Origin of the sequence: Aeromicrobium piscarium (assembly GCF_007421815.1) — a bacterium.
Taxonomy (GTDB): domain Bacteria; phylum Actinomycetota; class Actinomycetes; order Propionibacteriales; family Nocardioidaceae; genus Aeromicrobium; species Aeromicrobium piscarium.
This window is the reverse complement of sequence record NZ_VLNT01000011.1, coordinates 70,484-96,073: the sequence shown is the minus strand read 5'-3', so window position 1 is coordinate 96,073 and position 25,590 is coordinate 70,484. Positions and strand designations below refer to the sequence as shown.

Genomic DNA, 25,590 nt, shown 5'->3' with positions numbered 1-25,590 from the left:
GCCCTGACGATCGACGCGTCGACGTTGATGAACGACAGCGGGTCCGGTGAGTTGGTGGGGTTCGGGACCATCGGCATCCGCCAGCTGCAGGAGATGATCTGCGAAGCCGACATCACCCCCATCGCCACCGGGGGCAAAGACGCCGTCCTCGACGTCGGCAGATCCAGCCGCCTGGCGACACCCCGGCAACGGACTGCGGTCCTCGCCCGACAAGGACACCAATGCGCCTCACCGGGATGCCGGGCACCCGTGGTGCATATCCACCACATCATCTGGTGGTCCCGCGGTGGACCCACCGACCTCGCCAACCTCATCGGGCTGTGTCCGAGATGCCATCGCGCGGTTCACGCCGGAGCACTCGTCATCGACCCCACGACCCATGAGTTCCGCGACCGCCATGGCCGCCTCCTGCCCGGTGCCGACCCACGCCACCGACGACGACAGCTCGCTCACGCCAGCTGACCGGAGTGACCTCACACCCGGGGCGGACGCCAGTAGCTGCAGAAGTCGATTCGCTGAGAGTCCACGCCGGCGGCGAGTGCTCGCGCCCGGACCTCGAGGGCGAGCGTGGAGCTGCCGACCGCATAGACATAGTCGACCTCGAGATCGAGATCACCCATCGAGTCGGACCAGTCGTTCCCCGCCGCGTGGACGGCCCACCTCTCCTTCACCATCGCAGGTGAGGTGAGTGGCCGGCGATCCCCTTCCGTCGGGATATCGGCCACCACCGTCACCTCGGCGTACTCGGGAAGCTCACGGAGCGCCGCCTCGACACCCGGCAGGCCGGTCGCATCGGTCACGATCAGGGCAGCGCCCCCGTCATCGGGCCAGGAGAAGATCGCCCCCTGGTCGAGCAGGCCGACCTCTGTCCCTGGCGCCACCGCCGCGGCCCACTGCGCCGCAACCCCTTCGAGTTGCCCCTCCGAATCGTGGTGCAAGAGAAAGTCGACCTCGATCCACCAGGCGTCGTCACCCTGGCCGACCCGGCGGGCGGTGTAGTTACGCACCGTCGGACGTTCGTCATCGGGCATCTCGCGCAACCGGACGTACCAACCGTCCGCGCCACCCGACGGCAGATGGAGCGCGGAGCCGTCGGCGGTGAAGAACAGCCGGAACCACTGGTCCGCGCCGATCGGCGCCAGCGGGAAGGGCGCGCTCGGCTCGTCAGGGCCGAACGTCAGCCGGACGAACGAAGGCGAGACATCCTCGCGACGGAGCACCCGGGCCCGGCGGACACGCGCGTCCGCGGGCTTGCGCCCGCGCCCGCTCGCCAACCGCTCAGCGGCCACCGAGCTCAGCCGACCGCGTCCGCCAGCATCGGCACCACCGACTCGAGGGCGAAGGGCACCGATAGGACCGTGTTCGCCGAGTAGGACTGACGGATGTCCTCATCATCGTCGGTGAACACGATCGAGCGGCCCTCCTGGACCGCCGGGATCTGCTGGAAGAGGGGCTGATCGGTCACATCGGTCGCCGGCAGCCAGATGGGGAACACCACCAGCAGATCCGCGTCGAGCACGCCGATCTGCTCATTGGCGAGCTTCGCGGTGAAGTCCTCCGGGGTGAGCTCCTCGATGGCCGGGTTCTGCTCGAATCCCAGCCGTTCCATGAAGGCCACCCGCTCATTGCCCTGGATATAGGCGCCCCAGCCCTCGGACGTGAAGGCGGCGACCGAGATGGTCTTGTCCTGGAACTCCGGATGCTCGGCGGCGGCATCGGCGAACTGCTGCTCGACATCGGCGAGCAGCTCCTCACCCTTCTCCGGCGCACCGAGCGCCGTGGAGATCATCGCCACCTGCTCCTCCATCGAGGTGAGGAAGGACTGCTTGCCCTCGGGGATCGCCACGGTCGGCGCGATCTGCGAGAGCCGGTCGTAGCGCTCCTGCTCCCCGGAGCTCTTGACGTCGAGGATGAGGTCGGGCTTCAACGACGCGATCTGCTCGTAGGACGGCTCCAGCGTCCCGATGAGCTCGGGAGCCTCGTCGTACAGGCCGTCCGCCCACGGGCCCACGCCCTCGCCTTCGAAGCCGAGCCAGTCCGAGGCGCCGACCGGCTGGACACCGAGGGCGAGCGCCGTCTCGGCATCGCCCCAACCGAGGGCGACGACGCGCTCCGGCGCTTCGTCGATCGTGACATCGCCGAACTCGGTGGCGACGGTCGCGGGGAAGTCATCGCCGGCCGCCCCCTTGCCCGCGGTCCCCTCGGAGTCGTCGGCGCCGCACGCGGTGAGCCCGAGCGAGAGGGCGAGTGCGGCCACGGCCGCCGTGAGTCGATAGTGCATGGGTGCGGATTCCCCTCCGATGCTGTGGTGGCTCGTCCCGGGACTGCCCAGGAAGCGAACTCTGACGTAGGCAAGCCTAAACTCATTGCCTGATGCCTCCTTCGTCCCCTCCCGCCACCGGGCGCTCGTCCGTCCGAGGGCGCCGTCAGACCGTCATCGTGCTCGCGCTGCTGGCTCTGGTGGTGGCTGCGGCGGTGAGTATCGCCGTCGGTGCGGAGTCCCTGTCGGTACGGCGGGTGATCGAGGCCTTGTGGGGGTCGCCGGATGACCCGACCGCCACGACGATCGTCCGTGAGACCCGAGTGCCCCGGATGGTCGCGGCGATCGTCGTCGGCGCGGGCCTCGCCGTGGCCGGTGCGGTGATCCAGGCGTTGACCCGCAACCCGCTGGCCGACCCCGGGATCCTGGGCGTGAGTGCGGGCTCGGCCTTCACCGTCGCCCTCGGCGTGGGATTCCTCGGTGTCTCGGGCACGCTCGCCACCTTGCCCTTCGCCTTCGCCGGCGCGCTGGTGACCGCGCTCGCGGTCTTCGCGATCGGGGGATCGGGAACATCGTCGGCCCGCCTCGTCCTCGCCGGCGTCGCCTTCGGGTCCGTCCTCGCCGGCGTCACGCGGGCGATCGTGCTGGCCGATCCGAAGGCCTTCAACACGATGCGTGTCTGGAATGCCGGATCCCTGGAGGGACGTGGGTGGGAGCACGCCGCCCCGGTCATCGCCTTCATCCTGCTCGGCCTCGTGATGGCCATGGCGATCACGCCCAGTCTCAATGCGACCGCGCTCGGCGACGACACGGCTCGTGCCCTCGGAGCCCGACTGTTTCGGACGCGCGTGGTGGCTCTCCTGTGCATCACCCTGCTGGCGGGAAGTGCGACGGCGGTCGCCGGCCCCATCGTGTTCGTCGGACTGATGATCCCCCATGCGGCCCGCGCGCTCGTCGGACTCGATCAACGCTGGATCATCGGGGTGAGCGCGGTGCTCGGGCCGGTGCTGGTGCTGGCGTCGGACATCCTGGGCCGGGTCGCGCTGCCCAATGGCGAGTTGCCGGTCGGGGTCGTCACCGCCTTCGTCGGGGCCCCCGTGCTGATCGCGATCGTCCGGCGTCGACAGGTGGTCTCGCTGTGACCACGCTGCTGCGTACCCGGTTGACCACCGCCCTGCTCCTGACGGTCGCGCTGCTGGCGGCGATCGTCACGCTCGGCTTCGGGGACTATCCGATGTCCGTGTCACAAGTGGTGCGAGCACTCGTCGATCCGTCGACGGGCTTCGACCACACCGTGGTCGTCGAGTGGCGGTTACCGCGGGTGGTCTCCGCCCTGCTCGTGGGCGCCTGTCTAGGGGTCTCGGGCGCCATCTTCCAGAGCCTCACGGCCAATCCGCTCGGGTCCCCGGATGTCATCGGCTTCTCGACTGGCGCCTACACCGGTGCGCTGATCGCGATGACGGTGCTCGGTCTGGGCCTCGGCGGAGCCACCGTCGGGGCCATCGTGGGCGGTCTCGGCACGGCCGCCATCGTCTATGTCCTCGCCTTCCGCCAGGGGGTGCTCGGCTTCCGGCTGGTGGTCGTCGGCGTCGGCGTCACCGCGATGATGTCGGCGTTGAACACCTGGCTGTTGATGCGCGCCCAGCTCGAGGTGGCATTGGGTGCCGCGATCTGGGGAGCCGGCTCCTTCTCGCTCACCAATGCGACCGATGCGTGGGTGCTCGGCGGCACGCTTCTGCTGGCGACCGCGACACTGCGGGCCGTCGCACCGAGCCTGCGACAGCTGGAACTCGGTGACGACACCTCGCGCGCCCACGGCGTGCGGGTTGAACCGGCCCGTCTCGCGCTGCTCGTCATCGGCGTCGTGCTCGTGGCGGTGCCTACCGCGCTGGTCGGACCGATCGCCTTCATCGCTCTCGCGGCACCTCAGGTCGCCGCACGCATCACCCGCTCGGCAGGGCTTCCGCTCATCGCATCGGCCGCCGTCGGCGCACTCGTCCTGGTGCTCGCCGATGGGGTCGCGCAGCATGCGCTGCCTGGGGGAGTTCCCGTCGGCACCGTCACCGTCGTCATCGGCGGCTGCTACCTCGTGTGGCTGCTCGCCGCGGAAACCAGGAGGCGCTGAATGTCCTCGTCACCCGCTCGTCTCGTCGCCGAGGAGCTGACCCTCGGTTACGAGCGCCGCATCGTCGCCGAGAATCTGTCCGTAGCGGTGCCCGACGGAGGATTCACGGCGATCGTCGGTCCGAATGCGTGCGGTAAGTCGACACTGCTGCGTGCTCTGGCGCGTCTGCTCAGCCCGAAGGCGGGCACCGTCGTGCTCGACGGCCGGGCCGCCGGCGACCATCCACCGAAGGACTTCGCCCGGCAGGTGGGGTTGTTGCCGCAGACGGCGTCGGCTCCCGACGGCATCACCGTGCGCGAGCTCGTCGGCCGGGGCCGATTCCCGCACCAGGCCTGGTGGCGACCGTCGACCTCCGAGGACGCTGCGGCCGTCGATCTCGCGCTGGAGCAGACGGACACCACTGCACTGGCAGATCGCCGCGTCGACGAGCTGTCGGGCGGCCAGCGTCAACGCGTGTGGGTCGCGATGGCACTTGCCCAGCAGGCCGGCATCCTGCTGCTCGACGAGCCCACGACCTTCCTCGACATCGCCCATCAGGTCGAGCTCATGGATCTCTTCGCGGCTCTCAACCGCCGCGGCGTGACGGTGGTGGCCGTGCTGCACGATCTCAACCACGCGGCCCGATACGCCAGCCATGTCATCGCGATGCGAGACGGTCAGATCCGCGCGTCCGGCGTGGCGCGGGAGGTCGTGACCGCGCACCTGGTCGAAGAGGTCTTCGGACTCCGGTGCGTCGTCATCGACGATCCGGAGACCGGGACCCCGCTCGTCGTGCCGCGGGCTCCGTCGCTCTGAGACGACCGTCGCGTACGATGCGGTCCGGGACGGAGAGGAGATCGCGTGCGCGGACTCTATGCGCTGAAGCCCTGGTACAGCAGGCGTCTGGACATGTTCGTGCGAGGAGCCGTCCGTCGTGGCCTCAGTCCCGATCTCTTCACCTTCGTGGGGATCATCGGGGCCTGCCTCGCGGCCGTCGCGGTCGCCTACGCGTGGTGGCCCCTCGTCATCCTCTTCCTCGCCATCCGTCTGGCGGGGGCCAATCTCGACGGTGCCGTCGCCCGCGCCCGTGAGGTCAGCCGCCCGTGGGGTTTCGTGCTCAACGAGATCGGCGATCGACTGAGCGATCTCGTGGTCATGGGCGGCCTGGCTGTCCTGGCCTGGCGCACCGACGGGGTCGACGTGGCACTCGTCGTGGTGATCGCCGCGGTCGCGGCCACACTCCCCACCTTCGCGTCCCTCGCGGCGGCCGGCGCGGGCGCGACCCGCCGCAACGGTGGGCCGCTCGGCAAGACCGAGCGCTGTCTGTTGGTCATCATCGCCTCGATCGTCCCGGCCTGGACCATCTGGATCGCCTGGATCATCGTGGCCGGATCCCTCGTCACCGCGGTCACCCGGCTGATCGCCACCCACCGGGAGCTGAGTGCCGCGTGAACGGACCGGACTCTCCCTCGGCCCTGCCGGACTGGCTGCTCGATGTCTACGTCGGCATTCTCAACCTCGATCGCGAGTCGCTGAGCCTGGACTTCGACCTCGGCCCGATCAGCGTCGACGTCTCCGGCCGGAGCGTGTTCTTCTTCTGGGTGACGATGACCCTGCTCGCACTCAGCGGCATCGCCGTCGCGATCTCCCGCAAGCGCGAGCTGGTGCAGAAGTGGACCACCTGGGTGCTCATCGTGCCGGTGGTGGGCCTGCCGATCTGGTTCGGCCGCGGCCCCACCGCAGTGCTCGCGATCGTCCTCGCCCTCGTCGCCGTGCGCGAGTACACGAAGCTGGTCGGCCTTCGTCCCTGGGACAGCGCCATCTTGTACGCGCTCGCGGTCGTGTACCCGCTGGCCGCCTGGCAGACGCCCTCGCTCCTCGCGCTCGCGCCCCTCGTCGTGCTGCTGTGCGCTCTTCCCGCGATCCTGTCCGGCGACACCGCGGACGGGGTCAGTCGGTCCGCCTTCAGTGGCTTCGGCTCCGTCTGGATCTGCTGGTCCCTGGCCCATCTGGTGATCCTCTGGGAGGACGCCTTCGTGGTGGTCTTCGCCGCGGCCGCCACCGACGTGGCCGCGTGGTGCGGCGGCAAGGGGTTCAAACGCTTCGGCTGGGCCCGTCGTCCGTTGTCGCCGCTCAGCCCCAACAAGACGGTCGGAGGTCTCGTCGGAGCGATGATCGGCGCCTTCCTGGTGCTCACCTTGCTCGGCACGATCTCGGTCGGCCTGCTGATCGCCGTCGCCTTCGGTGGGGTGCTCGGCGACCTGCTCGAGTCGATGATCAAACGCCGTGCCAAGGTCAAGGACGCGGGGGAGTGGCTGCCCGGCTTCGGCGGGCTGCTCGATCGGATCGACTCGCTGCTGTTGGTGCTCCCGCTCGCCGCGGTGCTGATGTGAGATACCTTCCCGCGCTCTTGCGGCATCTGCTCTGGCGACTGGCCTGCACCCTCGCCGGCGGGCTGCGCGTGACCGGGCGGTGGCCGGGAGAGCGCCGCGGACGGATCGTCGTGGCCAACCACTCCTCACATGCCGACACCGCCGTGCTGCTGGCCGGGCTCCCGGTATCTGCCTATCCGGTGTTCGCCGCCGCGGCGGACTACTGGTTCGACGTGTGGTGGCGCCGCGGCCTGGTGACCGGCCTCGCGGGGGCGCTACCCGTGCGCCGGGGTGAGGGTGGCGCCTACGCCGCACTGCTCGACGCGGCCCGTCCCGCGCTCTCTGCCGGACGCACCGTCGTGATCTATCCGGAGGGCACGCGCACCCAGGACGGCACCGTCGGTGAGTTCGCCTCCGGCGCCACGCGGCTCGCCCGCGACTGCGATGCCGAGATCGTTCCCGCCGCTCTCCTCGGGACCCGCGACCTGCTGCCGAAGAACGGCCGGTTCGCGCCCGGTGCGATGGAACTGCGACTCGGCGTCCCGCTGGCACCCGAGGATGCGACACCGGAGCGGCTGCGGGACGAGGTCGTCACGCTGGCAGAGCGCGGCCCGGCCGAGCCGCGCATCTCCCGCGTATGGCAGGCGATCGCGCGGCTGGTGACCAGCCCCGTCGGGTTGGTCGTGGCCTTCCTGTGGGGATTCTCCGAGGCCTTGAGCTGGCCCATCATGGCGGAGATGGCGTTGGTGTTTCTCGCCGTCGCCGTGCCGCGACGCGTGCCGTCGTGGGCCCTGTCGATCGTCATCGGCTCGGTGACCGGAGTGGTCGTCAATGCCTGGCTCGCGACCCGCGACGTGCTGGTCGTTACACCCTGGACCACCGACCGGATGCGCACTGTCGTGGAGGAGCACCTCGCCGAGGGCGGAGCGAGCGGCATACTCCACCAGGCCCTGAACGGGATCCCCGTCAAGCTCTACGCCCAGGCCGCGGGCGAGCAGGGCATCGACCTGGCCGCGCTGGCCGGCTGGGCGACCGTCGAACGCGGGGCGCGGATGCTCGTCATCGCAGCGGCGCTGACCGTGCTCGCGCGCGTGCTTCACCCCTGGCTGCGACGACTGTACGGTCCCTATCTCGTGGCGACCGCACTCGGTTTCACCATCGCCATCACACTCATCGTGCGGGCGTGGAGCTAGCGCCCTCACCTCCGAGGTCTCGTTCGCGGCGACTGGCGGCGAGGTCGTACGCTCCCACGAGCATCGCGACTCCCGCCACGGCGATGATCGCGCTGAAGCCGACCGCGAGAGCGACGTCCCATCCCGATGACGCGGCCACGCTGAAGGCGATGGTCGTGATCACCGCGATCCCGACCGACGTTCCGATGCGCTGACCCGTCTGCAGCACCCCACCGGCGCTGCCCGCGTACCGCAGCGGCACCTCAGCGAGGGCGAGCGTCTGATTGGGGGAGACGACCATACCCTGGCCGACACCGGTGAGCATCAAGGTGCCCAGCAGCCACCATTCGGTCACACCGCTCCGTCCGTGCAGGAGCACGACCGCCGCGCTGAGCAGCAGCCCGAGCACCCCGACCCCGAGGCCCCACAGCACGATCCCCTGCCCGACCCGGACCACATATCGCCCGGCGATAGGAGCCGTGATCGCGCCGGCGAATGCGGCGGGTAGTCCGATCATCCCGGCCACGAGGGCGTCATGGCCCAGACCGATCTGCATGTACTGGGCGACGAGCAGCCAGAGACTGGTGTAACCGAGGAAGTAGAGCGTCGAGAGCAGGGCTCCACTGGCGAAGGAGCGCGTGCGGAAGAGCTGCATGTCGACCATCGGAGTCCGGCCGATGCGCCGGTACCGCAACTCCCATCTCACCCAGGCGATGACCAGGCCCACGCCGAGGACGAGCAGGCTCCAGACCCACGCTCCGAGGCCCGCCTCCATGAAGGACACCATGATGAACAAGGTGGCGAGAGCGAGCAGGAGCATGCCGACCGGATCGAAGTCCACCCGTCGGCGTCCTGACCGGGGCGGCGACAGATCGGTCTCGGTGTAGGCCGCCTTCCAGGCCGACGGCGGCAGGAAGACGCGAGCTGCCACAATGCCCCCGATGGCGATCGGCACGTTGATCAGGAAGCACCAGCGCCATCCCCATTCGGGACCCAGGGATGTGATGAACACACCGCCCAGCACCGGGCCGATCGCGACAGAGACGCCGACGGCCGAGCCGAGGGCACCGAAGGCACGCCCGCGCGACTCCCCTTGGAAGAACTGCTGGATGATGCCGCTGACCTGGGGAGTCAGCAGGCCCGACCCGATCCCCATGAGGGCTCGTGCGAGGTTGAGCACGGCGATACTCGGTGCGAGTCCTGAGGCGAGGGATCCGATGGCGAAGAGGGCGAGTCCGAGGATGAAGAGCCTTCCACGTCCCCAGAGGTCACCTGCTCGTCCAGCGGCGACCAGCAGGACACCGAAGGCGAGCGCGTAGCCCGAGATGACCCATTGGAGGCCGGACGTGCCGGCTCCCAGCGAGGTCTCGATGGCGGGGAGGGCGACGTTGACGATCGAGACGCTGAGCAGCGAGAGGAAAGCGGGGACGAGGATCGTCGGGAGGACCTGCCGCTGCTCCGGGGCGAACCCGGTCTCAGCCATTCTTGGCGGCGGCCTTCATCGCCCTCTTGAACTCGCGGACCTTGACGAGTGACTCCGGACTCGTGATGTCGGCGACCGAGCGATACGAGCCGTCATCGCCGTAATCACCGGCAGCCTCACGCCAGCCGGCTCCCTGGAAGCCGTACTGCTTGCCGAGCAGCGCGAGGAAGATCCTGGCCTTCTGATCGCCGAAACCAGGAAGTGCCTTGAGACGCTTCAGGACCTCCTTGCCATCCGGATCGCCCTCGGTCCAGATCGACTCGGCCCGGCCGCCCCACCGGCTCTCGATCTCCGCGCACAGCGCCTGCACCCGCTTGGCCATCGACCCGGGATAACGGTGGACGGCGGGAGTCTGACGGAAGGCCTGCTCCAGGGCCTCGGGGTCATAGGACGCGAGCGTCGGTGCGTCGACCGCGCCGACCCGTTCGCGGATCTTCAGCGGCCCGGCGAAGGCGGTCTCCATCGCCACCTGCTGATCGAGCAGCATGCCGATCAACAGCGCGAGCGGATTCTGGGTCAACAGCTCGTCGGCGGCCGGGTCGTCCGTGATGTGCAGTGCCATGGCTCTAGTCTCCCACCGACTCGTTCTCGAGGCGCCGGTGCGCACTGACGCCGATCGCGGCGACGACGACACATGTCGCCGCCGCCAGGGACAGGCCCGCGGCCAGGTGCCAGTGCAGCAGCAGCGCGCCGACTGCGGCCCCGGCGAGCAGCAGTCCGATGGCCAGCACGCGCCGGGCCGAGGCGCCTTGCTCGGCGACACCTGAGGTCACGTCGCTGGACAGGTGGATCACCGTCGCGGTCACCGCCACCGTCGTGACATCGGGCACCGCCAGTGAGCGCGCTGTGGCGGCCTGCAGACCCATGGCCGACCCGAGCAAGGCGGTGACCGACAAGGCCAGGCTCCTGTTCGGCGCGTCGAAGGCAGCGATCGTGGCCGACCCGATGGCGACCGATGCCACGACGAGGGCTACGAAGCACAGCGCGGCGGTGGTCCGGGAGGTCCACGTGGCGGCGGAGCTCCGCAGGATCCGGCCGCCGACGGCGGCCCCTGTCATGAAACCCGCCAGGGCGAGCAGGGGACCGGCGACCGAGAGACCGTCGGCTCCGGCCAAGCCCATGCCGAGGATGACGACATTGCCGGTCATATTGGCGGTGAACACCCGGTCCAGTCCGAGATAGCAGACGGCGTCGACGACCCCTGTGGAAAAGGTGAGGGCGAGCATGAGCCGGACGCGTAGGCGGGCGGTACGGAGGCGCGGAGTCACGACCCGATCATGCCGTTACAGTGGACGCGACCTGCACGCGCCAGCCGTAGGGCGCGTCCCGACCTTCGAAGGTGACCCGTATGTCCGACCTCTCCGTGTCCGTGCTCTCGCCCGCCGGCGAAGGAGGTGAGACACAGGCGCGGAGCGTCGAGACCGGCACGAAGGCCTGGCAGCTGTTCTCCGAGGACCCCTCCGTGGTCGCCGCTCGCGTCGGTGGTGAGCTGAAGGACCTGTCCTATGAGCTCGCCGATGGCGATCTCATCGAACCGGTCGCGATCGACTCGCCCGATGGACTGGACATCCTGCGTCACTCCACCGCGCACGTCATGGCGCAGGCGGTCCAAGAGCTCTTCCCCGAGGCCAAGCTCGGCATCGGCCCGCCGATCACCGACGGCTTCTACTACGACTTCGACGTGCCCGAGCCCTTCACGCCGGACGATCTGTCCAAGATCGAGGCGAGGATGAAGAAGATCGTCAAGGAGAACCAGCGGTTCAGCCGCCGCGAGATCTCCGATGACGAGGCCCGCGCCGAGCTGGCCGATGAGCCCTACAAGCTCGAGCTCATCGGTCTCAAGTCCACGGCGGGGGATGCGGCCGAGGGCGCGAGCGTCGAGGTCGGCGAGGGCGGGCTCAGCATCTACGACAATCTCAAGCGCGACGGCTCGGTCGCCTGGAACGACCTCTGCCGCGGTCCGCACCTGCCCACCACCAAGCGCATCCCGGCGTTCACGCTGATGCGCTCTGCGGCCGCCTACTGGCGCGGGGACGAGAAGAACAAGCAGCTCCAGCGCATCTACGGCACGGCCTGGCCGAGCAAGGAGGAGCTGGACGACTATCTCCACCGGATCGAGGAGGCGCAGCGACGCGACCACCGGCGCCTCGGATCCGAGCTCGACCTCTACAGCTTCCCCGACGAGATCGGCTCGGGACTGCCCGTCTTCCACCCCAAGGGCGGGGTCATCAAGAGGGAGATGGAGGACTATGTCCGTCGCCGGCACATTGAGGAGGGCTTCGAGTACGTCGGCACCCCGCACATCGCCAAAGAGGGTCTCTTCCACACGTCGGGCCACCTCCCGTACTACGGCGAGGGGATGTTCCCGGCGCTCGACGTCGACGGCATGGACTACCGCCTCAAGGCGATGAACTGCCCGATGCACAATCTGATCTTCCGATCGCGCCAGCGTTCCTATCGTGAGCTGCCGCTGCGGTTGTTCGAGTTCGGGCACGTGTACCGCAACGAGAAGTCCGGGGTGATCCACGGCCTGACGCGTGTCCGCGGTTTCGCCCAGGACGACTCGCACTCCTATGTCACGCCCGAGCAGGCCCCCGCCGAGGTCGAGCACCTGCTCAACTTCATGCTCAGCCTGCTGCGGGACTTCGGGATCGACGACTTCTACCTCGAGCTGTCGACCCGCGACGCCACCAAGGACAAGTTCATCGGCTCCGATGAGGACTGGGCGATCGCGACCCAGGTGCTCGAGGACGTCGCCACTGCCACCGGCCTCGAGCTCGTGCCCGATCCGGGTGGGGCGGCCTACTACGGCCCCAAGATCTCGGTCCAGGCGCGCGATGCCATCGGCCGTACCTGGCAGATGGGCACGGTGCAGTACGACTTCAACCAGCCGGCGCCGGATCGCTTCGGACTCGAGTACGTGGCCGCTGACGGCTCGCGTCAGCAGCCGGTCATGATCCACTCGGCCAAGTTCGGCTCGATCGAGCGGTTCATGGGCGTGCTCGTCGAGCACTACGCCGGGGCCTTCCCTCCGTGGCTCGCGCCGGTGCAGGTCGTCGGCATCCCGGTGGCCGAACGGCATCTGGACTACCTGTACGACCTCGCCGCCCGGCTCAAGGCCGAGGGCATCCGGATCGAGGTCGACGCCTCCGATGAGCGGATGCAGAAGAAGATCCGCACGGCGCAGACCCAGAAGATCCCCTTCATGCTGCTGGCGGGGGACAAGGATGTCGAAGCCGGTGCCGTCTCCTTCCGCTATCGCAGCGGCGAGCAGGAGAACGGGGTGTCGCTCGACGACGCGGTCGCCAAGATCGTCGCGGCGGTGCGCGACCGGGTCCAGGTCTGATGGCGCCGGACCCCGACGGTCTCGAGCGGCTGTGGGCTCCCTATCGGATGGCCTATGTGCGGGGGGAGGAGAAGACGCCCCACGATGATCGCTGCCCGTTCTGCGCTATGGCCGAGGGCGGTCCCCAGAGCGAGCTGGTGGTGCATCGCGGCGAGCACTCCTTCGTCACGATGAACCTCTACCCGTACAACCCCGGGCACCTGATGGTGCTGCCGAACCGGCACGAATCGGATTTCACCGCGCTGTCCGAGGAGGAGTCGATCGAGCTGACCCAGCTGACCCAGCAGGCGGTCCGGGTGATCCGCCACGTGAGCTCGCCACATGGCTTCAATGTCGGGCTGAACCTCGGGGGAGTGGCGGGAGGCTCGCTCTCGCAACATCTGCATCAGCATGTCGTCCCGCGCTGGGGCGGCGACGCCAACTTCATGACCGTCGTCGGGCACACCAAGACGCTGCCCCAGGTCATCGAGGACACCGCGCGGATGCTGACCGACGCCTGGACTGCCGTCATCGAAGAGAGGGGGTGACGGCCTGATGCTGGAGAGGTTCCGCGCCTTCTGGAACAAGCTGCTCTCGCCGATCGCCGACGGGCTCATCAAGATCGGCGTGACGCCGGACATGGTGACCTGGGTCGGCACGATCGGCGTGTGCGTCGGGGCGTTGTGGCTGTTCCCGCAGGGTGAGTTCTTCTGGGGCACGATGTTCGTCACGGCCTTCGTGTTCAGCGACATCGTCGACGGCTCGATGGCGCGCAAGCTCGGTCGCTCGTCGAAGTGGGGTGCCTTCCTGGACTCCTCGCTCGACCGGGTGGGCGATGCGGCGATCTTCGGCGGGATCGCGCTTTGGTACGCGTGGGAGGGCGATTCGCCGCTCTACCTGTGCCTGAGCCTGGCGTGTCTCGTGCTCGGCATGATGACCTCCTATCTCCGTGCCCGGGCCGAAGGCCTCGGCCTGGAGGCCAAGGGGGGTATCGCCGAGCGCTCGGACCGGCTGGTCGCGATCCTCGTCATGACGGGATTCGCCGGCCTCCTGGACCTGCCGATCCTGCAGCACGTCACGCTCTGGGCGCTGGCGGTCGCCAGTCTCGTCACCTGCGGCCAGCGCATGCTCATGGTCCGCCGCCAATCCCTCGGCTGAGTCCTTCGCGGCCCGAGGCGGCGGTGGGCTGGACACCTCTCGCTCGCCGCGGCGGTGTGCTGGACACCTCTCAGCGCGTCGGAGACGTGCGCTCGTCACCGCTGGTGACGACGAGCGCGCCCGAGGGCTCGACCGGTCCCGGCGGGCGGGCTTCGAGGCGGCGCGACACGGCTCGTAGACTGGAGGGGTGACCAGCGAAGAGACCACCACCGGAACCGCCCGGGTCAAGCGCGGCATGGCCGAGATGCTCAAGGGCGGCGTCATCATGGACGTCGTCAACGCCGAGCAGGCCAAGATCGCCGAGGACGCCGGCGCCGTCGCCGTCATGGCCCTCGAGCGCGTGCCCGCGGACATCCGCTCGCAGGGCGGCGTCGCGCGGATGAGCGACCCCGACCTCATCGACGGCATCATCGAGGCCGTCTCCATCCCGGTCATGGCCAAGGCGCGCATCGGCCACTTCGTCGAAGCGCAGGTGCTGCAGAGCCTCGGCGTCGACTACGTCGACGAGTCCGAGGTGCTCACGCCTGCCGACTACGCCAACCACATCGACAAGTGGGCCTTCACGGTGCCCTTCGTGTGCGGCGCGACCCATCTCGGCGAGGCCCTGCGCCGTATCACCGAGGGCGCGGCGATGATCCGCTCCAAGGGCGAGGCCGGCACCGGCGATGTCTCCAATGCCACGGGCCACATGCGCAAGATCCGCGGTGAGATCCGCCGCCTCCAGACGCTGGCACCCGATGAGCTGTACGTCGCCGCCAAGGAGCTGCAGGCGCCGTACGAGCTCGTCAAGGAGGTCGCCGAGGCGGGCAAGCTGCCGGTCGTGCTGTTCACCGCGGGCGGTATCGCCACGCCGGCCGACGCCGCGATGATGATGCAGCTCGGCGCCGAGGGCGTCTTCGTCGGCTCGGGCATCTTCAAGTCCGGCAACCCGACCGAGCGCGCCGCCGCGATCGTCAAGGCCACCACCTTCTTCGACGACCCCGATGTCATCGCCAAGGTGTCACGCGGGCTCGGCGAGGCCATGGTCGGCATCAATGTCGACGACATCCCCGAGCCGCACCGCCTCGAGACCCGCGGCTGGTGACCGGCCCCACCGTCGGCGTATTCGCCCTCCAGGGCGATGTGCGGGAGCATCTCCACGCACTCGACCGGCTGGGCACGAGGGCGCTTCCGGTGCGCCGGCCCGAGGAGCTCGACCGCGTCGACGGCCTGATCGTTCCGGGCGGCGAGTCCTCGACGATGGACAAGCTGGCGCGGATCTTCGAGCTGCGTGAGCCGCTGCGCGAGCGGATCGCGGCCGGGATGCCGGCCTTCGGCACGTGCGCGGGCATGATCATGCTGGCCGACCGTCTGCTCGACGGTATCGAGGGTCAGGAGACCCTCGGGGGCATCGACATCACGGTCCGGCGCAATGCCTTCGGACGCCAGGTCGACTCTTTCGAGACGGGTCTCGCGGTCGACGGCCTCGACGCGCCGGTGCACGCGGTCTTCATCCGTGCCCCCTGGGTGGAGGAGGCCGGAGCGCGGGTCGAGGTGCTCGCCCGAGTGCCCGCATCGGCACCGGAACACGGTGCCGCCGGTAGAATCGTCGCTGTTCGCCAGGGGCCGCTCATGGCGACGTCGTTCCATCCCGAGGTCGGGAACGACGATCGTCTCCACCGGCTCTTCGTCGACCTCGTGACTCAGTCGTAGGGAAGGACGCCATGTCAGGGCATTCCAAGTGGGCGACCACCAAGCACAAGAAGGCGGTCATCGACGCCAAGCGCGGCAAGCTGTTCGCCAAGCTCATCAAGAACATCGAGGTGGCGGCGCGCACGGGTGGTCCTGACCCCGAAGGCAATCCGACCCTCTACGATGCGATCCAGAAGGCCAAGAAGCAGTCGGTCCCCAATGACAACATCGATCGCGCGGTCAAGCGCGGCGGGGGTCTCGACGGTGGTGCGGTCGACTACACCACGATCATGTACGAGGGCTACGGTCCGAACGGCGTCGCGCTGCTCATCGAGTGCCTCACCGACAACAAGAACCGTGCCGCCATGGAGGTCCGCACGGCCATGACCCGCAACGGCGGCACGATGGCCGACCCGGGCTCGGTCTCGTATCTGTTCAATCGCAAGGGCGTCGTCATCGTGCCGGCGGAGCAGGGCGAGTCGACCACCAATGAGGACGACATCCTGGTCGCCGTGCTCGATGCGGGAGCTGAGGAGGTCAACGACCTCGACGGCTCGTTCGAGGTGGTCAGCGAGGCCACCGACCTGGTGGCGGTGCGCACGGCACTCCAGGAGGCCGGCCTCGACTACGACTCCGCTGAGGCGTCGTTCCTGCCGAGTGTCCAGGTCGAACTCGATGCGGCCGGTGCTGGCAAGGTGGTCAAGCTCATCGACGCGCTCGAGGACTGCGACGACGTGCAGAACGTCTACGCCAACTTCGACGCGCCCGACGAGGTGATGGCCGAGCTCTGACCGGCTCGGCGAGGCGATGAGGGCGCGCACGCCCGACGGTGTCGACTGGAGGCTGCGCTGTGCCCTCGCGAGGAGAGCGGATCGCGAGCGCGAGGTCATTGTGCCGGCGCCCTCGGTCGGCTTCGGGCTGTTGACGGCTCTCGCGGTCGTCCTCGTCATCCTGGCGCCGGTGCTCCTCTCCGCGGGGCTGGGGTGGCTGGTCGCCCTGGCGGTGCCCTGTCTGCTGCTCGCCTTCGCCGGGTACCGCTGGCGGAGCGTCGTGGTGGTGATCCGCCAGGACGAGGAGGTCTCTCGGTACGTCACCCGTGGGGCGGTGGGGGCCTTCCTGCTCGCCCGCGATCTGGCCGGTGAGATCGGCCGGACCCCGGACGCCGACCTGCGCTGACCGCCCGCTCGGCCGCGCCGTGGCGGTACGTCAGCAACCTCATCGCGGGTCCATGACGTTGACCAGCTACCGCCACGGGGGAGATGGGGTTGACGAGTTACCGCCACGGGGAGGTGGGGTTGACCAGCTACCGCCAGCACGGGGTTGCTGGATGCGTGGGCCCCGGCGTGGCGGTACGCGCCCACACGGCTCGGCCCGTTAGGCTTTCGAACATGCGTTCTGTCCGCGTCATAGGGATCGACCCCGGCCTGACCCGTTGCGGTCTCGGCGTGGTCGAGGGCAGCGTCGGCAGGCCGCTCACGATGGTCGACGTCTCGGTGGTCCGCACGCCGGCCGACCTCGACCTCTCGCGTCGCCTGCTGCGGCTGGAGGAGGCGCTGGACGAGGCCGTGCGCACGCACCGCCCGGAGGTGATGGCTGTCGAACGCGTCTTCAGTCAGCACAATGTCAGCACGGTGATGGGCACGGCCCAGGCCAGCGGCATCGCGATGCTGGTCGCCGCACGGCACGGCCTCGACGTCCGGCTGCACACGCCCAGCGAGGTCAAGGCCGCTGTCACCGGCAGCGGTCGTGCCGACAAGGCGCAGGTCACCCTCATGGTCAGCCGGTTGCTGCGGCTGGCGCAAGCGCCCAAGCCGGCCGATGCCGCGGACGCCCTTGCCCTCGCGATCTGTCAGATCTGGCGCGGGGCCGCACACGACCGACTCGCCGCCGCCGTGGCGGCCCAGAAGGAGAGGACCGCTCGGTGATCGCACACGTCAAGGGACCGGTGGCGGCCGTCACCGTCACCTCCGCGGTGATCGAGGTCGGCGGAGTGGGACTCCAGGTCTTCTGCACGCCCGCCACCATCGCGAGCCTGCGGATCGGCCAGCCCGCGACGCTCTTCACCTCGATGGTGGTCCGAGAGGACTCCCTGACGATCTACGGTTTCGCCGACGCCGACGGACGCGAGATGTTCGAGCTCGTGCAGACCGCGAGCGGCGTGGGCCCCAAGGTCGCCCAGGCGATGCTCGCCGTGCTCGACCCCGAACGCATCCGGCAGGCCATCGCCGCCGGCGAGGTCAGCACGCTCACCACCGTCCCCGGCATCGGGCGCAAGGGCGCCGAACGCATCATCCTGGAGCTCAAGGATCGCGTCGGCCCGGTCACGGGCGCCTCTCACACGGCTGGGGGCGGCGTATGGCGCGGCCAGGTGCACGAGGCGCTCACCGGTCTCGGCTGGTCGGCCAAGGATGCCGATGCCGCGATCGACGCGACGGCAGCCGAGCTTCCCGAGGGCACCGAGCCCGATGTCTCGGCCGTGCTGCGCGACGCCCTGCGCACCCTCGGCAAGGGCCGCCGATGACGGGGGAATTCAACGACGCCGTCAGTGCCGAGGTGTTGCCCGAGGACCGCGCCTTCGAGGCAGCCCTGCGACCCAAGAGCCTCGATGAGCTCGTCGGCCAGGACCGTGTGCGCGAGCAGCTCGCGCTAGTGCTCGAGGCGGCCGTGGCACGCGGCCGCACGCCCGATCACGTGTTGCTGAGCGGACCGCCCGGGCTCGGCAAGACCACGTTGGCGATGATCATCGCCCACCAGCTCTCCGCCCCGCTGCGGCTCACCTCCGGACCCGCCATCCAGCATGCGGGCGATCTCGCGGCGATCCTCTCGGGGATCGGCGAGGGCGATGTGCTCTTCATCGACGAGATCCATCGCATGTCGCGTCCGGCAGAAGAGCTGCTCTACATGGCGATGGAGGACTTCCGCGTCGACGTCGTGGTCGGCAAGGGGCCGGGGGCCACGGCGATTCCCCTGGAGATCCCGCCCTTCACCGTCGTCGGCGCCACCACCCGCGCGGGGCTCCTGCCCGGTCCGCTGCGCGATCGATTCGGCTTCACCGCCCAACTCGATTATTACGCCGCCGAGGACCTCTACGACATCGTGCGCCGCTCGGCGCGTCTGCTGGACCTCTCGATCGACGACGATGCCGCCCGCGAGATCGGCTCGCGCTCTCGTGGCACGCCGCGGATCGCCAATCGTCTCCTGCGGCGCGTCCGCGATTACGCCGAGGTGCGCGCCGGGGGCCACGTCGACCACGGGGTGGCCCGAGCCGCCCTGGAGCTGTACGAGGTCGACGATCTCGGCCTCGATCGACTCGATCGCGCCGTGCTGGACGCCCTCTGCCGCAGCTTCGGCGGCGGACCGGTCGGCATCTCGACCCTCGCGGTGGCGGTCGCCGAGGAACGCGAGACGGTCGAGGAGCTCGCCGAGCCTTTCCTTGTACGCCTCGGTTTCCTCGCGCGTACGCCGCGGGGGCGCATCGCCACGCCGGCGGCCTGGCGACATCTGGGACTCACGGTTCCCCAGGATGTCGCGCAGCTCAGCTTCGACGACGCCGAGTGACCGGCGATGCGGCGGTGCCCCGTAGACTCGCCGTCGTACCTGTCCGTCGCGACCTGGAGTTCTCCGCGTGGAAATCATCCTTCTTGTGGCCATCGTGGCCGTCTTCTTCCTGCTTGTCCTGCGCCCCGCGCGACAGCGCCAGAAGCAGTTCCAGCAGGTGCAGAACACCCTGGAGCCCGGTAAGCGGGTCATGTTGACCAGCGGCATCCACGGGACCCTGGTCGAGGTCGACGATCAGACGGTCGACATCGAGGTCGCTCCCGGCACGGTCCTGACCGTGGCCCGTCCCGCGGTCGCGCAGGTGTTCACTCCGCTGGAGGCCGACGACGCCGACGAGCTCGAGGAGTACGACGAGATCGAGCCGGCCGACACCGACGACGAGAAGCGGTGATGCGTCGCCGGTGGGCTGCCGGCATCGCGGTCGTCGCGACACTCGGTGCGCTGTCGGCCTGTAGCGACGACACCGACGCCTACTGCGACGAGCTGGAGAAGGTGAGCGAGCCCTTCGCGGACCTCAGCGCCGGGGACTTCTCGCAGATCGACCAGGTCATGGATGACATGACGGCGCTGGAAGAGAAGGCGCCAGAGGAGATCCAGGACGATTGGCAGACCTTCGGGTCGACGATCCGTGAGCTGCAAGCCGCGGTCGAGGACGAAGGGCTGACGATCGCCGAGATGATCGAGCTCGCGCAGCAGCCCGACCTCAGCGAGGAGGATCAGGCGAAGCTGATCGCGGTCGACGACGCGCTGTCCGATCTGGACCTGGAGGCAGTCGGCACCGCGAGTGCCGAGATCTCCGAGCATGCCGAGCAGACCTGTGACCTGGACTTGGAGGGTACGACCGATGACCAGCAGTGAGCAGTTCGCGTCTCTGGCTCGCGATCACATCAGGGCGATCGAGGACTGGCCCGAGCCCGGTGTCACGTTCCGCGACATCACTCCTCTGCTCGCCGACCCCGCGGGGCTCGCGGGCACGGTCGACGCGCTCGCCGGCATCGCCGCCACCTGGGGTCCGATCGACAAGGTCGTCGGGATCGAGGCGCGCGGTTTCGTGCTGGCGCCGCCGGTCGCGATGCGTCTCGGGGCGGGTTTCGTCCCGGTCCGCAAGGCCGGCAAGCTCCCCGCCGCCGTCGAGTCCCGCACCTATGACCTCGAATACGGGTCGGCCACGGTCGAGATCCACCGCGACGCGATCGTGACCGGCGAGCGCGTGCTCGTGCTCGACGATGTCCTCGCCACGGGCGGGACCCTGTCCGCCGCCCGCGACCTGGTGACCGGTCTCGGTGGGCGTGTCGTCGGTCAGCTGGTGCTGGTCGAGCTGGCTCCGCTCGGCGGTCGCGCGCGCCTGGGCACGCAGACCCCTACCGCTGCGTTGGTGACCTACTGATGATGAGCCGGCGGACCATGCAGATCATCGCCCTCGTCGCAGCCGGGGCACTCGTCGCCGGCTCGGCGGCGACCTTGTTGACGATGCTGCTCTGAGCGCCGGCTCGCCCGGGATGCCGGCGGCTCTCGCGCGGGGCCGGACGGAGGATGTGTCTTCACGGTTGTCATAGCAACCAGCAAGACACATCCTTCGTGGGCCGGGCCGGTTCCAGCTTTCGCCCGCGAGTGCCGCCGCGCGCGGGCGTGCGAACCCCGTGCGTACGATGGTCCCAAGGAGGCGTGACGTGGCAGATCCGCAGGTCGACAAGACCACCGGGCCGAAGACTTCGGAGTCGGCACCGGCGGGCGCACGCGTACGCAGCCGACTCGCGCGCATGGGGGGCCGGACAGCCGCCCCGAATGCCGTGCTGGATCCTCTGCTGAAGGTCTATCGAGCGACCCATCCCAAGGGCGATATCGCCTCGATCGAGAAGGCGTACCGCATCGCGGCGCAGATGCACGAGGGCCAGACGCGCAAGAGCGGTGACCCGTACATCACGCATCCGCTGGCCGTCGCCACCATCCTCGCCGAGCTCGGCATGACCGCGCCGACGCTGTGCGCGGCGCTCCTGCACGACACGGTCGAGGACACCTCGTACACGATCGATCAGCTGCGCGAGGACTTCGGCGACGAAGTGGTGCATCTGGTCGACGGTGTGACCAAGCTCGATAAGGTCAAGTACGGCGACTCGGCGCAGTCGGAGACCATTCGCAAGATGGTCGTGGCGATGAGCCGCGACATCCGTGTGCTCGTCATCAAGCTCGCCGACCGCCTGCACAACATGCGGACCCTGCGGTATCTGCGACAGGACAAGCAGGAGCGCATCGCCCGCGAGACCATCGAGATCTACGCCCCGTTGGCTCACCGGCTCGGCATGAACACCATCAAGTGGGAGCTGGAGGATCTCGCCTTCGGCACGCTGCATCCGAAGGTCTACGACGAGATCGTCCGCCTCGTCGCCGAGCGGGCGCCCTCGCGCGAGGGCTTCCTGGAGCGAGTCATCAGCGATGTCACCTCCGACCTCGGCCACTCCAAGATCAAGGCGAAGGTGACCGGCCGGCCCAAGCACTACTACTCGATCTATCAGAAGATGCTTGTGCGCGGTCGCGAGTTCTCCGACATCTTCGATCTGGTCGGCGTGCGCATCCTCGTCGACGATATCGCCGACTGTTACGCCGTCCTCGGCGTGCTGCACGCGCGCTGGAACCCGATCCCGGGCCGCTTCAAGGACTACATCAGCGTCCCGAAGTTCAACATGTACCAGTCGCTGCACACGACCGTCATCGGTCCGCAGGGCAAGCCGGTGGAGCTGCAGATCCGCACCTACGCGATGCATCGTCGTGCCGAGTACGGTGTCGCGGCGCACTGGAAGTACAAGGAGGACGGCCTGGCGCAGGTCGCCGGCTCCAAGGGCGGCAAGGCCAAGGCCCCCGATGTCCAGGACATGGTCTGGTTGCGCGAGCTGATGGACTGGCAGTCCGAGACCGAGGACTCCAGCGACTTCCTGGACTCCTTGCGCTTCGAGATGGGCAATGCGGGCGTCTACGCCTACACCCCGCGTGGCGACCTCATCCAGCTGCCAGCCAACGCCACCCCGGTCGATTTCGCCTACGCCGTGCACACGGAGGTGGGCCACGCCTGTATCGGCGCCCGCGTCAACGGACGGCTGGTCTCGTTGGAGTCGCAGCTGGAGAGCGGCGATGTCGTCGAGGTCTTCACCTCCAAGTCTCCCGATGCCGGTCCCAGCCGCGACTGGCTCGACTTCGTCCAGAGCCCGCGTGCCCGCAACAAGATCCGCCAGTGGTTCACCAAGGAGCGTCGCGACGAGGCGATCGAGCGGGGCAAGGACCTCATTGCCAAGCAGATGCGCAAGGAGGGACTGCCGCTGCATCGGCTGTTCAGCCAGGCGAATCTCGAGGCGGTCGCCCACGATCTCGGGCTGAACGACATCTCCGGCCTCTACGCGGCGGTGGGCGAGAGCAATGTCGGCGCCCAGAATGTCGTCGAGCGTGTCATCGACCTCTCCGGGGGGCGCGAGGGTGCCGAGGAGGATATCGCCGAGGCGACGACGATCCCGACCGTCGCGCAGCGCTCCGCGCCGAAGTCACGCAGTGTGGCGGGCGTGGACGTCGAGGGCATCGACGGCGATGTGATGGTCAAGCTGGCGCGCTGCTGCACGCCGGTGCCCGGAGACGACATCTCCGGGTTCGTGACGCGCACCTCCGGGGTCTCGATCCACCGAACCGACTGTGTCAACTTCCAGGCGCTGCGTGATCAGCCCGAACGCATCGTCGGGGTCTCCTGGGCGCCCACGGCCAAGAGCATGTTCCTCGTGGCGATCCAGGTCGAGGCCCTGGACCGGCCGCGGTTGCTCAGCGATATCACCCGGGTGATCTCCGATCAGCACGTCAACATCCTGTCCGCCGGTCTGAGCACGGGGCGCGACCGGGTCGCCAAGACCAAGTTCACCTTCGAGATGGCCGATCCCAAGCATCTCGGACACGTGCTGAGCGCGGTGCGCTCGATCGAGGGCGTCTTCGACGTCTATCGCCTTCACCAGTGATCCTCGCCCGTCCCAGGGCGGTGACTTACGCACCTCTCACGCCGGTGGGCGGTGAGATGCGCACGTCTCGAGGTGGTGAGCGGTGGCCCACCCACCTCTCAGCGCGCCCGAGAGGTGCGTAGGTCACCGTCCGCCACGCGATGGGCGAGAGGCCGCGCGACAATGAGGCGGTGGCCGCCGTCTACAGCATGTCGAAGCGTCGCCGTCTCCTGCTCGTCGTCCTCGGCCTGGTGCTGGCGCTCGTCGCGGTGGTCGCGGTGGCTCTCGGCCGCGTGCCCCGCGATGACGTGTCGATCCTCGATCCCGGGTCTCTGCGGATCGGCGCCGGGGTCGCCGGGGCTCTGAATACCGGTGACCTCACCGTGTCCGTCGAGGACGGTGACGCACCCCGGGTCGTGATCGCCACGGACGACGACACCGTCTGGAGCAGCGAGCCTGGGCACGCCTTCCTCGGTGCCGGGCGCGGCGAGGTCGCGGCGGAGGAGCATCGCGGCTACTTCTGGATGAGCACCGAGCACGAGACGACCTGGACCACGCAGACGATCGACCGGGCCGAGCTCGAGGGTGACGCGATCGCGCTTGGGGGCCGTCTGCTCGACGATGACGACGAGCCCGGCCCGCGATGGAGCGCACGCGTCGCGGAGACCGGCACCGGCGCCGTGCTCGATGCCCAGCTCGACGAGACTGGAGGAGCCACGTCGCTGACGCTGTGGAGCGCGCGCGAGGAACGCGCCGCCGTCCACGGCTTCGGCGAACAGTTCACCGATGTCGACCTCGACGACCGGCTGCTGCCGATCATCGTGCGCGAGCAGGGTGTGGGACGCGGCGAGCAGCCACTGACGGTGCTTGCCGATGTCACCAATCACGGGGCCGGCGGCACCGAGCGGATGACCTATGCGGCCTGGCCTTCGTGGGTGACGGAGGACCTGCGGGGTGTGCGGCTCGATCCCGAGCTCGGGGCGTCCCACGCCCTCGGCGTCGCGGATACACGGTCCGCCGGTCGCGTGGGACTCGAGATGTGGGCGACGACGCTGCGGGCCGAGCTGACCGCGGCGGCCACCCCTCGCGAGCTCATCGAACGACAGCAGGCCGGCCGGGAGCGTCCGGAGCTCGCGGCCTGGACCGGTGAGGGCGCCGTCATCGGCATCCAGGGCGGCACCGAGACCGTGCGCCGCACCGTGCGGGAGCTGCAGGATGCCGGCACCGAGATCGCCGGGGTCTGGTTGCAGGACTGGACGGGGCAGCGCACCACCTCGTTCGGCGAGCGGCTCTGGTGGACCTGGCAGCCGGACCGCGAGCGCTACCCGGGTTGGGAGGAACTGGTCGCGGAGCTGAATGCCGAGGGCATCGCGGTCACGACCTATGTGAACGCCTTCCTCGTCCACGGGTCGTCGAAAGAGCCGGCACCCGAGCGCGATCTGTGGGCCGAGGCTGACGAGCTCGGCTATCTGGTCCAGAACGCCGAGGGCGACCCCTATGCCTTGGACCAGGGCGGCTTCGACGCCTACCTCGTCGACCTGACCGATAGCGCCGCCCGCGACTGGTACGCCGAGGTGATCGCCTCAGAGGTGCTCGGCGACGGGGTCTCTGGGTTCATGGCCGACTTCGGCGAGGGCCTTCCGCTCGATGCGGTGCTCTCCGAGGGGGACGCGGCGGTCGCACACAACCGTTGGCCGGCGCTCTGGGCCGAGACGGTCCGCGAGGCGTGCGAGCTCGCGGAGCAACCGGACTGCGTGACGTGGTTCCGCAGCGGCGCGGGAGGCATGGACGAGTCGACGCCGATGTTCTGGAACGGCGACCAGCTCGTCTCCTTCGGAGAAGAGGATGGCCTGGGATCGGTCCTGCGCGGCACCTTCTCCGCGGGATTCTCGGGCTGGCCGCTCGTGCACTCCGATGTCGGGGGTTACACCTCGATCGACGCCGTGGTGAAGGACTACACCCGCACGCCGGAGCTGCTCGCCCGCTGGGCCGAGATGGAGGCCTTCGGGGTCATGATGCGCACCCACGAGGGCAATCGGCCCGAGGACAACGTCCAAGTGGTCGACACCGCGGAGACCCGGTCGCGTTTTGCTCACATGACGCGGGTCTTCGCGGCGCTCGCGCCCTATCGACGCGAGGTCGTCGAGGAGGCACTCGCCACGGGCGTGCCCGCGATCCGGCACGGCTGGCTGGTGGCACCGGGCACGGTCGCCGCGGATGTGGACACGCAGTTCTTCCTCGGGCCATCGGTCCTCGTCGCACCTGTCACGACGGAAGGTGAGGAGAACGTCGAGGTCACCTTCCCGCCCGGCACCTGGCGGCACCTGCTCACCGGAGACGAATACGCGGGCGACACGACCCGTGAGGTCGCCGCCCCGGTCGGCACGCCGGCGGCCTTCGTGGAAACCTCTGACCCCTGGGCCGACCGCTTGGACCTCAGCTCGGTGCGCTAAGCGGGATGCTTCACGGGCGAGCCGTATCGAGGCCGTCATACCAGGCTCCGGCTCCTTCCTCGCCGT

27 protein-coding genes are annotated in these 25,590 nt (G+C 69.1%); 22 read left to right on the top strand and 5 right to left on the bottom strand.

Features of this window, described 5'->3' with window-relative positions; genetic code table 11:
• On the top strand, positions 1 to 462 hold a 462-nt coding region (locus FNM00_RS13520; protein ID WP_143914069.1), incomplete at its 5' end, for an HNH endonuclease.
• A gap of 11 nt (positions 463 to 473) precedes the next feature.
• On the opposite strand, the gene FNM00_RS13515 is transcribed toward FNM00_RS13520, so the two are convergent.
• Together FNM00_RS13515 and FNM00_RS13510 are read right to left on the bottom strand one after the other, a co-directional pair.
• Positions 474 to 1,289: a siderophore-interacting protein gene (locus FNM00_RS13515; RefSeq protein ID WP_143914068.1), complete on the bottom strand. Its 816-nt coding sequence runs from the start codon at positions 1,287 to 1,289 to the stop codon at positions 474 to 476.
• Between the two features lie 5 nt (positions 1,290 to 1,294).
• Positions 1,295 to 2,281: an iron-siderophore ABC transporter substrate-binding protein gene (locus FNM00_RS13510; protein ID WP_143914067.1), complete on the bottom strand. Its 987-nt coding sequence runs from the start codon at positions 2,279 to 2,281 to the stop codon at positions 1,295 to 1,297.
• A gap of 92 nt (positions 2,282 to 2,373) precedes the next feature.
• Here FNM00_RS13510 and FNM00_RS13505 point away from each other — a divergent pair, with 92 nt between their 5' ends.
• From FNM00_RS13505 to FNM00_RS13480, 6 genes are read left to right on the top strand one after another with little or no spacing between them, the layout of a single operon-like run.
• Positions 2,374 to 3,402, top strand: coding sequence for a FecCD family ABC transporter permease (locus FNM00_RS13505; RefSeq protein ID WP_143914066.1), 1,029 nt, complete (start codon positions 2,374 to 2,376; stop codon positions 3,400 to 3,402).
• A complete protein-coding gene (locus tag FNM00_RS13500) occupies positions 3,399 to 4,385 on the top strand; it encodes a FecCD family ABC transporter permease (RefSeq protein ID WP_246065181.1) in 987 nt (328 codons plus the stop codon). Before FNM00_RS13505 ends, FNM00_RS13500 begins: the two co-directional genes overlap by 4 nt.
• On the top strand, positions 4,386 to 5,180 hold the full coding sequence (locus FNM00_RS13495) for an ABC transporter ATP-binding protein (protein WP_143914065.1): 795 nt from the start codon (positions 4,386 to 4,388) through the stop codon (positions 5,178 to 5,180).
• A gap of 45 nt (positions 5,181 to 5,225) precedes the next feature.
• Positions 5,226 to 5,816, top strand: a complete 591-nt coding sequence (locus tag FNM00_RS13490; protein ID WP_087623803.1) for a CDP-alcohol phosphatidyltransferase family protein — start codon at positions 5,226 to 5,228, stop codon at positions 5,814 to 5,816.
• Complete coding sequence (locus FNM00_RS13485) at positions 5,813 to 6,757, top strand: phosphatidate cytidylyltransferase (RefSeq protein ID WP_221933728.1); 945 nt, start codon at positions 5,813 to 5,815, stop codon at positions 6,755 to 6,757. Before FNM00_RS13490 ends, FNM00_RS13485 begins: the two co-directional genes overlap by 4 nt.
• Positions 6,754 to 7,929 (top strand): lysophospholipid acyltransferase family protein, encoded by a 1,176-nt coding sequence (locus tag FNM00_RS13480; RefSeq protein WP_185973148.1) that lies wholly within the window; start codon positions 6,754 to 6,756, stop codon positions 7,927 to 7,929. Before FNM00_RS13485 ends, FNM00_RS13480 begins: the two co-directional genes overlap by 4 nt.
• Here the strand turns inward: FNM00_RS13480 and FNM00_RS13475 are convergent.
• Genes FNM00_RS13475 through FNM00_RS13465 form a run of 3 tightly spaced genes read right to left on the bottom strand, consistent with a single transcriptional unit; the run spans position 7,907 to position 10,659 of the window.
• The gene (locus FNM00_RS13475; RefSeq protein ID WP_087623805.1) at positions 7,907 to 9,391 is read right to left on the bottom strand and encodes an MFS transporter; all 1,485 of its coding nucleotides are present in this window, start codon (positions 9,389 to 9,391) and stop codon (positions 7,907 to 7,909) included. The two genes, FNM00_RS13480 and FNM00_RS13475, sit on opposite strands and share 23 nt — an antisense overlap.
• Complete coding sequence (locus FNM00_RS13470; protein WP_087623806.1) at positions 9,384 to 9,953, bottom strand: HhH-GPD-type base excision DNA repair protein; 570 nt, start codon at positions 9,951 to 9,953, stop codon at positions 9,384 to 9,386. The genes FNM00_RS13475 and FNM00_RS13470 overlap by 8 nt, the downstream gene beginning before the upstream one ends.
• 4 nt (positions 9,954 to 9,957) lie before the next feature.
• The gene (locus tag FNM00_RS13465; protein WP_236757620.1) at positions 9,958 to 10,659 is read right to left on the bottom strand and encodes a YoaK family protein; all 702 of its coding nucleotides are present in this window, start codon (positions 10,657 to 10,659) and stop codon (positions 9,958 to 9,960) included.
• Positions 10,660 to 10,739: 80 nt separating this feature from the next.
• On the opposite strand from FNM00_RS13465, the gene thrS reads away from it, so the two are divergent.
• From thrS to FNM00_RS13390, 15 genes are all read left to right on the top strand, one after another.
• Positions 10,740 to 12,737 carry a threonine--tRNA ligase gene (gene thrS, locus FNM00_RS13460; RefSeq protein ID WP_143914063.1) on the top strand — a complete coding sequence of 666 codons (1,998 nt, stop codon included), beginning with the start codon at positions 10,740 to 10,742 and terminating at the stop codon, positions 12,735 to 12,737.
• Positions 12,737 to 13,264 (top strand): HIT family protein, encoded by a 528-nt coding sequence (locus FNM00_RS13455; protein ID WP_143914062.1) that lies wholly within the window; start codon positions 12,737 to 12,739, stop codon positions 13,262 to 13,264. The genes thrS and FNM00_RS13455 overlap by 1 nt, the downstream gene beginning before the upstream one ends.
• Positions 13,265 to 13,271: 7 nt before the next feature.
• Positions 13,272 to 13,874, top strand: coding sequence for a phosphatidylinositol phosphate synthase (pgsA, locus tag FNM00_RS13450; RefSeq protein WP_143914061.1), 603 nt, complete (start codon positions 13,272 to 13,274; stop codon positions 13,872 to 13,874).
• Between the two features lie 187 nt (positions 13,875 to 14,061).
• Entirely contained in the window at positions 14,062 to 14,958 is an 897-nt protein-coding gene (gene pdxS / locus FNM00_RS13445) for a pyridoxal 5'-phosphate synthase lyase subunit PdxS (protein ID WP_143914060.1), read from the top strand.
• Positions 14,952 to 15,566: a pyridoxal 5'-phosphate synthase glutaminase subunit PdxT gene (pdxT, locus tag FNM00_RS13440; RefSeq protein WP_143914059.1), complete on the top strand. Its 615-nt coding sequence runs from the start codon at positions 14,952 to 14,954 to the stop codon at positions 15,564 to 15,566. Before pdxS ends, pdxT begins: the two co-directional genes overlap by 7 nt.
• A gap of 11 nt (positions 15,567 to 15,577) precedes the next feature.
• Positions 15,578 to 16,336: a YebC/PmpR family DNA-binding transcriptional regulator gene (locus tag FNM00_RS13435; protein WP_143914058.1), complete on the top strand. Its 759-nt coding sequence runs from the start codon at positions 15,578 to 15,580 to the stop codon at positions 16,334 to 16,336.
• 16 nt (positions 16,337 to 16,352) lie between these two features.
• Positions 16,353 to 16,721, top strand: a complete 369-nt coding sequence (locus FNM00_RS13430; RefSeq protein WP_143914057.1) for a hypothetical protein — start codon at positions 16,353 to 16,355, stop codon at positions 16,719 to 16,721.
• 230 nt (positions 16,722 to 16,951) lie between these two features.
• Positions 16,952 to 17,470: a crossover junction endodeoxyribonuclease RuvC gene (gene ruvC, locus FNM00_RS13425; protein WP_221933731.1), complete on the top strand. Its 519-nt coding sequence runs from the start codon at positions 16,952 to 16,954 to the stop codon at positions 17,468 to 17,470.
• Positions 17,467 to 18,066: a Holliday junction branch migration protein RuvA gene (gene ruvA, locus FNM00_RS13420; RefSeq protein ID WP_143914055.1), complete on the top strand. Its 600-nt coding sequence runs from the start codon at positions 17,467 to 17,469 to the stop codon at positions 18,064 to 18,066. The genes ruvC and ruvA overlap by 4 nt, the downstream gene beginning before the upstream one ends.
• Positions 18,063 to 19,103, top strand: a complete 1,041-nt coding sequence (gene ruvB, locus FNM00_RS13415) for a Holliday junction branch migration DNA helicase RuvB (protein WP_143914054.1) — start codon at positions 18,063 to 18,065, stop codon at positions 19,101 to 19,103. The genes ruvA and ruvB overlap by 4 nt, the downstream gene beginning before the upstream one ends.
• 67 nt (positions 19,104 to 19,170) lie before the next feature.
• Positions 19,171 to 19,494 (top strand): preprotein translocase subunit YajC, encoded by a 324-nt coding sequence (gene yajC, locus FNM00_RS13410; RefSeq protein WP_143914053.1) that lies wholly within the window; start codon positions 19,171 to 19,173, stop codon positions 19,492 to 19,494.
• Complete coding sequence (locus FNM00_RS13405; protein WP_143914052.1) at positions 19,494 to 19,961, top strand: hypothetical protein; 468 nt, start codon at positions 19,494 to 19,496, stop codon at positions 19,959 to 19,961. Before yajC ends, FNM00_RS13405 begins: the two co-directional genes overlap by 1 nt.
• Positions 19,948 to 20,490, top strand: coding sequence for an adenine phosphoribosyltransferase (locus FNM00_RS13400; protein WP_143914051.1), 543 nt, complete (start codon positions 19,948 to 19,950; stop codon positions 20,488 to 20,490). Before FNM00_RS13405 ends, FNM00_RS13400 begins: the two co-directional genes overlap by 14 nt.
• 373 nt (positions 20,491 to 20,863) lie before the next feature.
• The gene (locus FNM00_RS13395; protein WP_246065182.1) at positions 20,864 to 23,092 is read left to right on the top strand and encodes a RelA/SpoT family protein; all 2,229 of its coding nucleotides are present in this window, start codon (positions 20,864 to 20,866) and stop codon (positions 23,090 to 23,092) included.
• A gap of 140 nt (positions 23,093 to 23,232) precedes the next feature.
• The gene (locus FNM00_RS13390) at positions 23,233 to 25,524 is read left to right on the top strand and encodes an alpha-glucosidase (protein ID WP_143914049.1); all 2,292 of its coding nucleotides are present in this window, start codon (positions 23,233 to 23,235) and stop codon (positions 25,522 to 25,524) included.
• Positions 25,525 to 25,590 lie beyond the last annotated feature (66 nt).

What these genes read in the sequence shown, in the direction of transcription:
- FNM00_RS13510 (WP_143914067.1), bottom strand. Translation starts at nt 2,281, where the DNA reads ATGCACTATCGACTCACGGCGGCCGTGGCCGCACTCGCCCTCTCGCTC.
- FNM00_RS13505 (WP_143914066.1), top strand. Translation starts at nt 2,374, where the DNA reads ATGCCTCCTTCGTCCCCTCCCGCCACCGGGCGCTCGTCCGTCCGAGGG.
- FNM00_RS13495 (WP_143914065.1), top strand. Translation starts at nt 4,386, where the DNA reads ATGTCCTCGTCACCCGCTCGTCTCGTCGCCGAGGAGCTGACCCTCGGT.
- FNM00_RS13475 (WP_087623805.1), bottom strand. Translation starts at nt 9,391, where the DNA reads ATGGCTGAGACCGGGTTCGCCCCGGAGCAGCGGCAGGTCCTCCCGACG.
- FNM00_RS13470 (WP_087623806.1), bottom strand. Translation starts at nt 9,953, where the DNA reads ATGGCACTGCACATCACGGACGACCCGGCCGCCGACGAGCTGTTGACC.
- thrS (WP_143914063.1), top strand. Translation starts at nt 10,740, where the DNA reads ATGTCCGACCTCTCCGTGTCCGTGCTCTCGCCCGCCGGCGAAGGAGGT.
- FNM00_RS13455 (WP_143914062.1), top strand. Translation starts at nt 12,737, where the DNA reads ATGGCGCCGGACCCCGACGGTCTCGAGCGGCTGTGGGCTCCCTATCGG.
- pgsA (WP_143914061.1), top strand. Translation starts at nt 13,272, where the DNA reads ATGCTGGAGAGGTTCCGCGCCTTCTGGAACAAGCTGCTCTCGCCGATC.
- FNM00_RS13435 (WP_143914058.1), top strand. Translation starts at nt 15,578, where the DNA reads ATGTCAGGGCATTCCAAGTGGGCGACCACCAAGCACAAGAAGGCGGTC.
- FNM00_RS13430 (WP_143914057.1), top strand. Translation starts at nt 16,353, where the DNA reads ATGAGGGCGCGCACGCCCGACGGTGTCGACTGGAGGCTGCGCTGTGCC.
- ruvB (WP_143914054.1), top strand. Translation starts at nt 18,063, where the DNA reads ATGACGGGGGAATTCAACGACGCCGTCAGTGCCGAGGTGTTGCCCGAG.
- FNM00_RS13405 (WP_143914052.1), top strand. Translation starts at nt 19,494, where the DNA reads ATGCGTCGCCGGTGGGCTGCCGGCATCGCGGTCGTCGCGACACTCGGT.
- FNM00_RS13400 (WP_143914051.1), top strand. Translation starts at nt 19,948, where the DNA reads ATGACCAGCAGTGAGCAGTTCGCGTCTCTGGCTCGCGATCACATCAGG.
- FNM00_RS13395 (WP_246065182.1), top strand. Translation starts at nt 20,864, where the DNA reads ATGGGGGGCCGGACAGCCGCCCCGAATGCCGTGCTGGATCCTCTGCTG.
- FNM00_RS13390 (WP_143914049.1), top strand. Translation starts at nt 23,233, where the DNA reads ATGGGCGAGAGGCCGCGCGACAATGAGGCGGTGGCCGCCGTCTACAGC.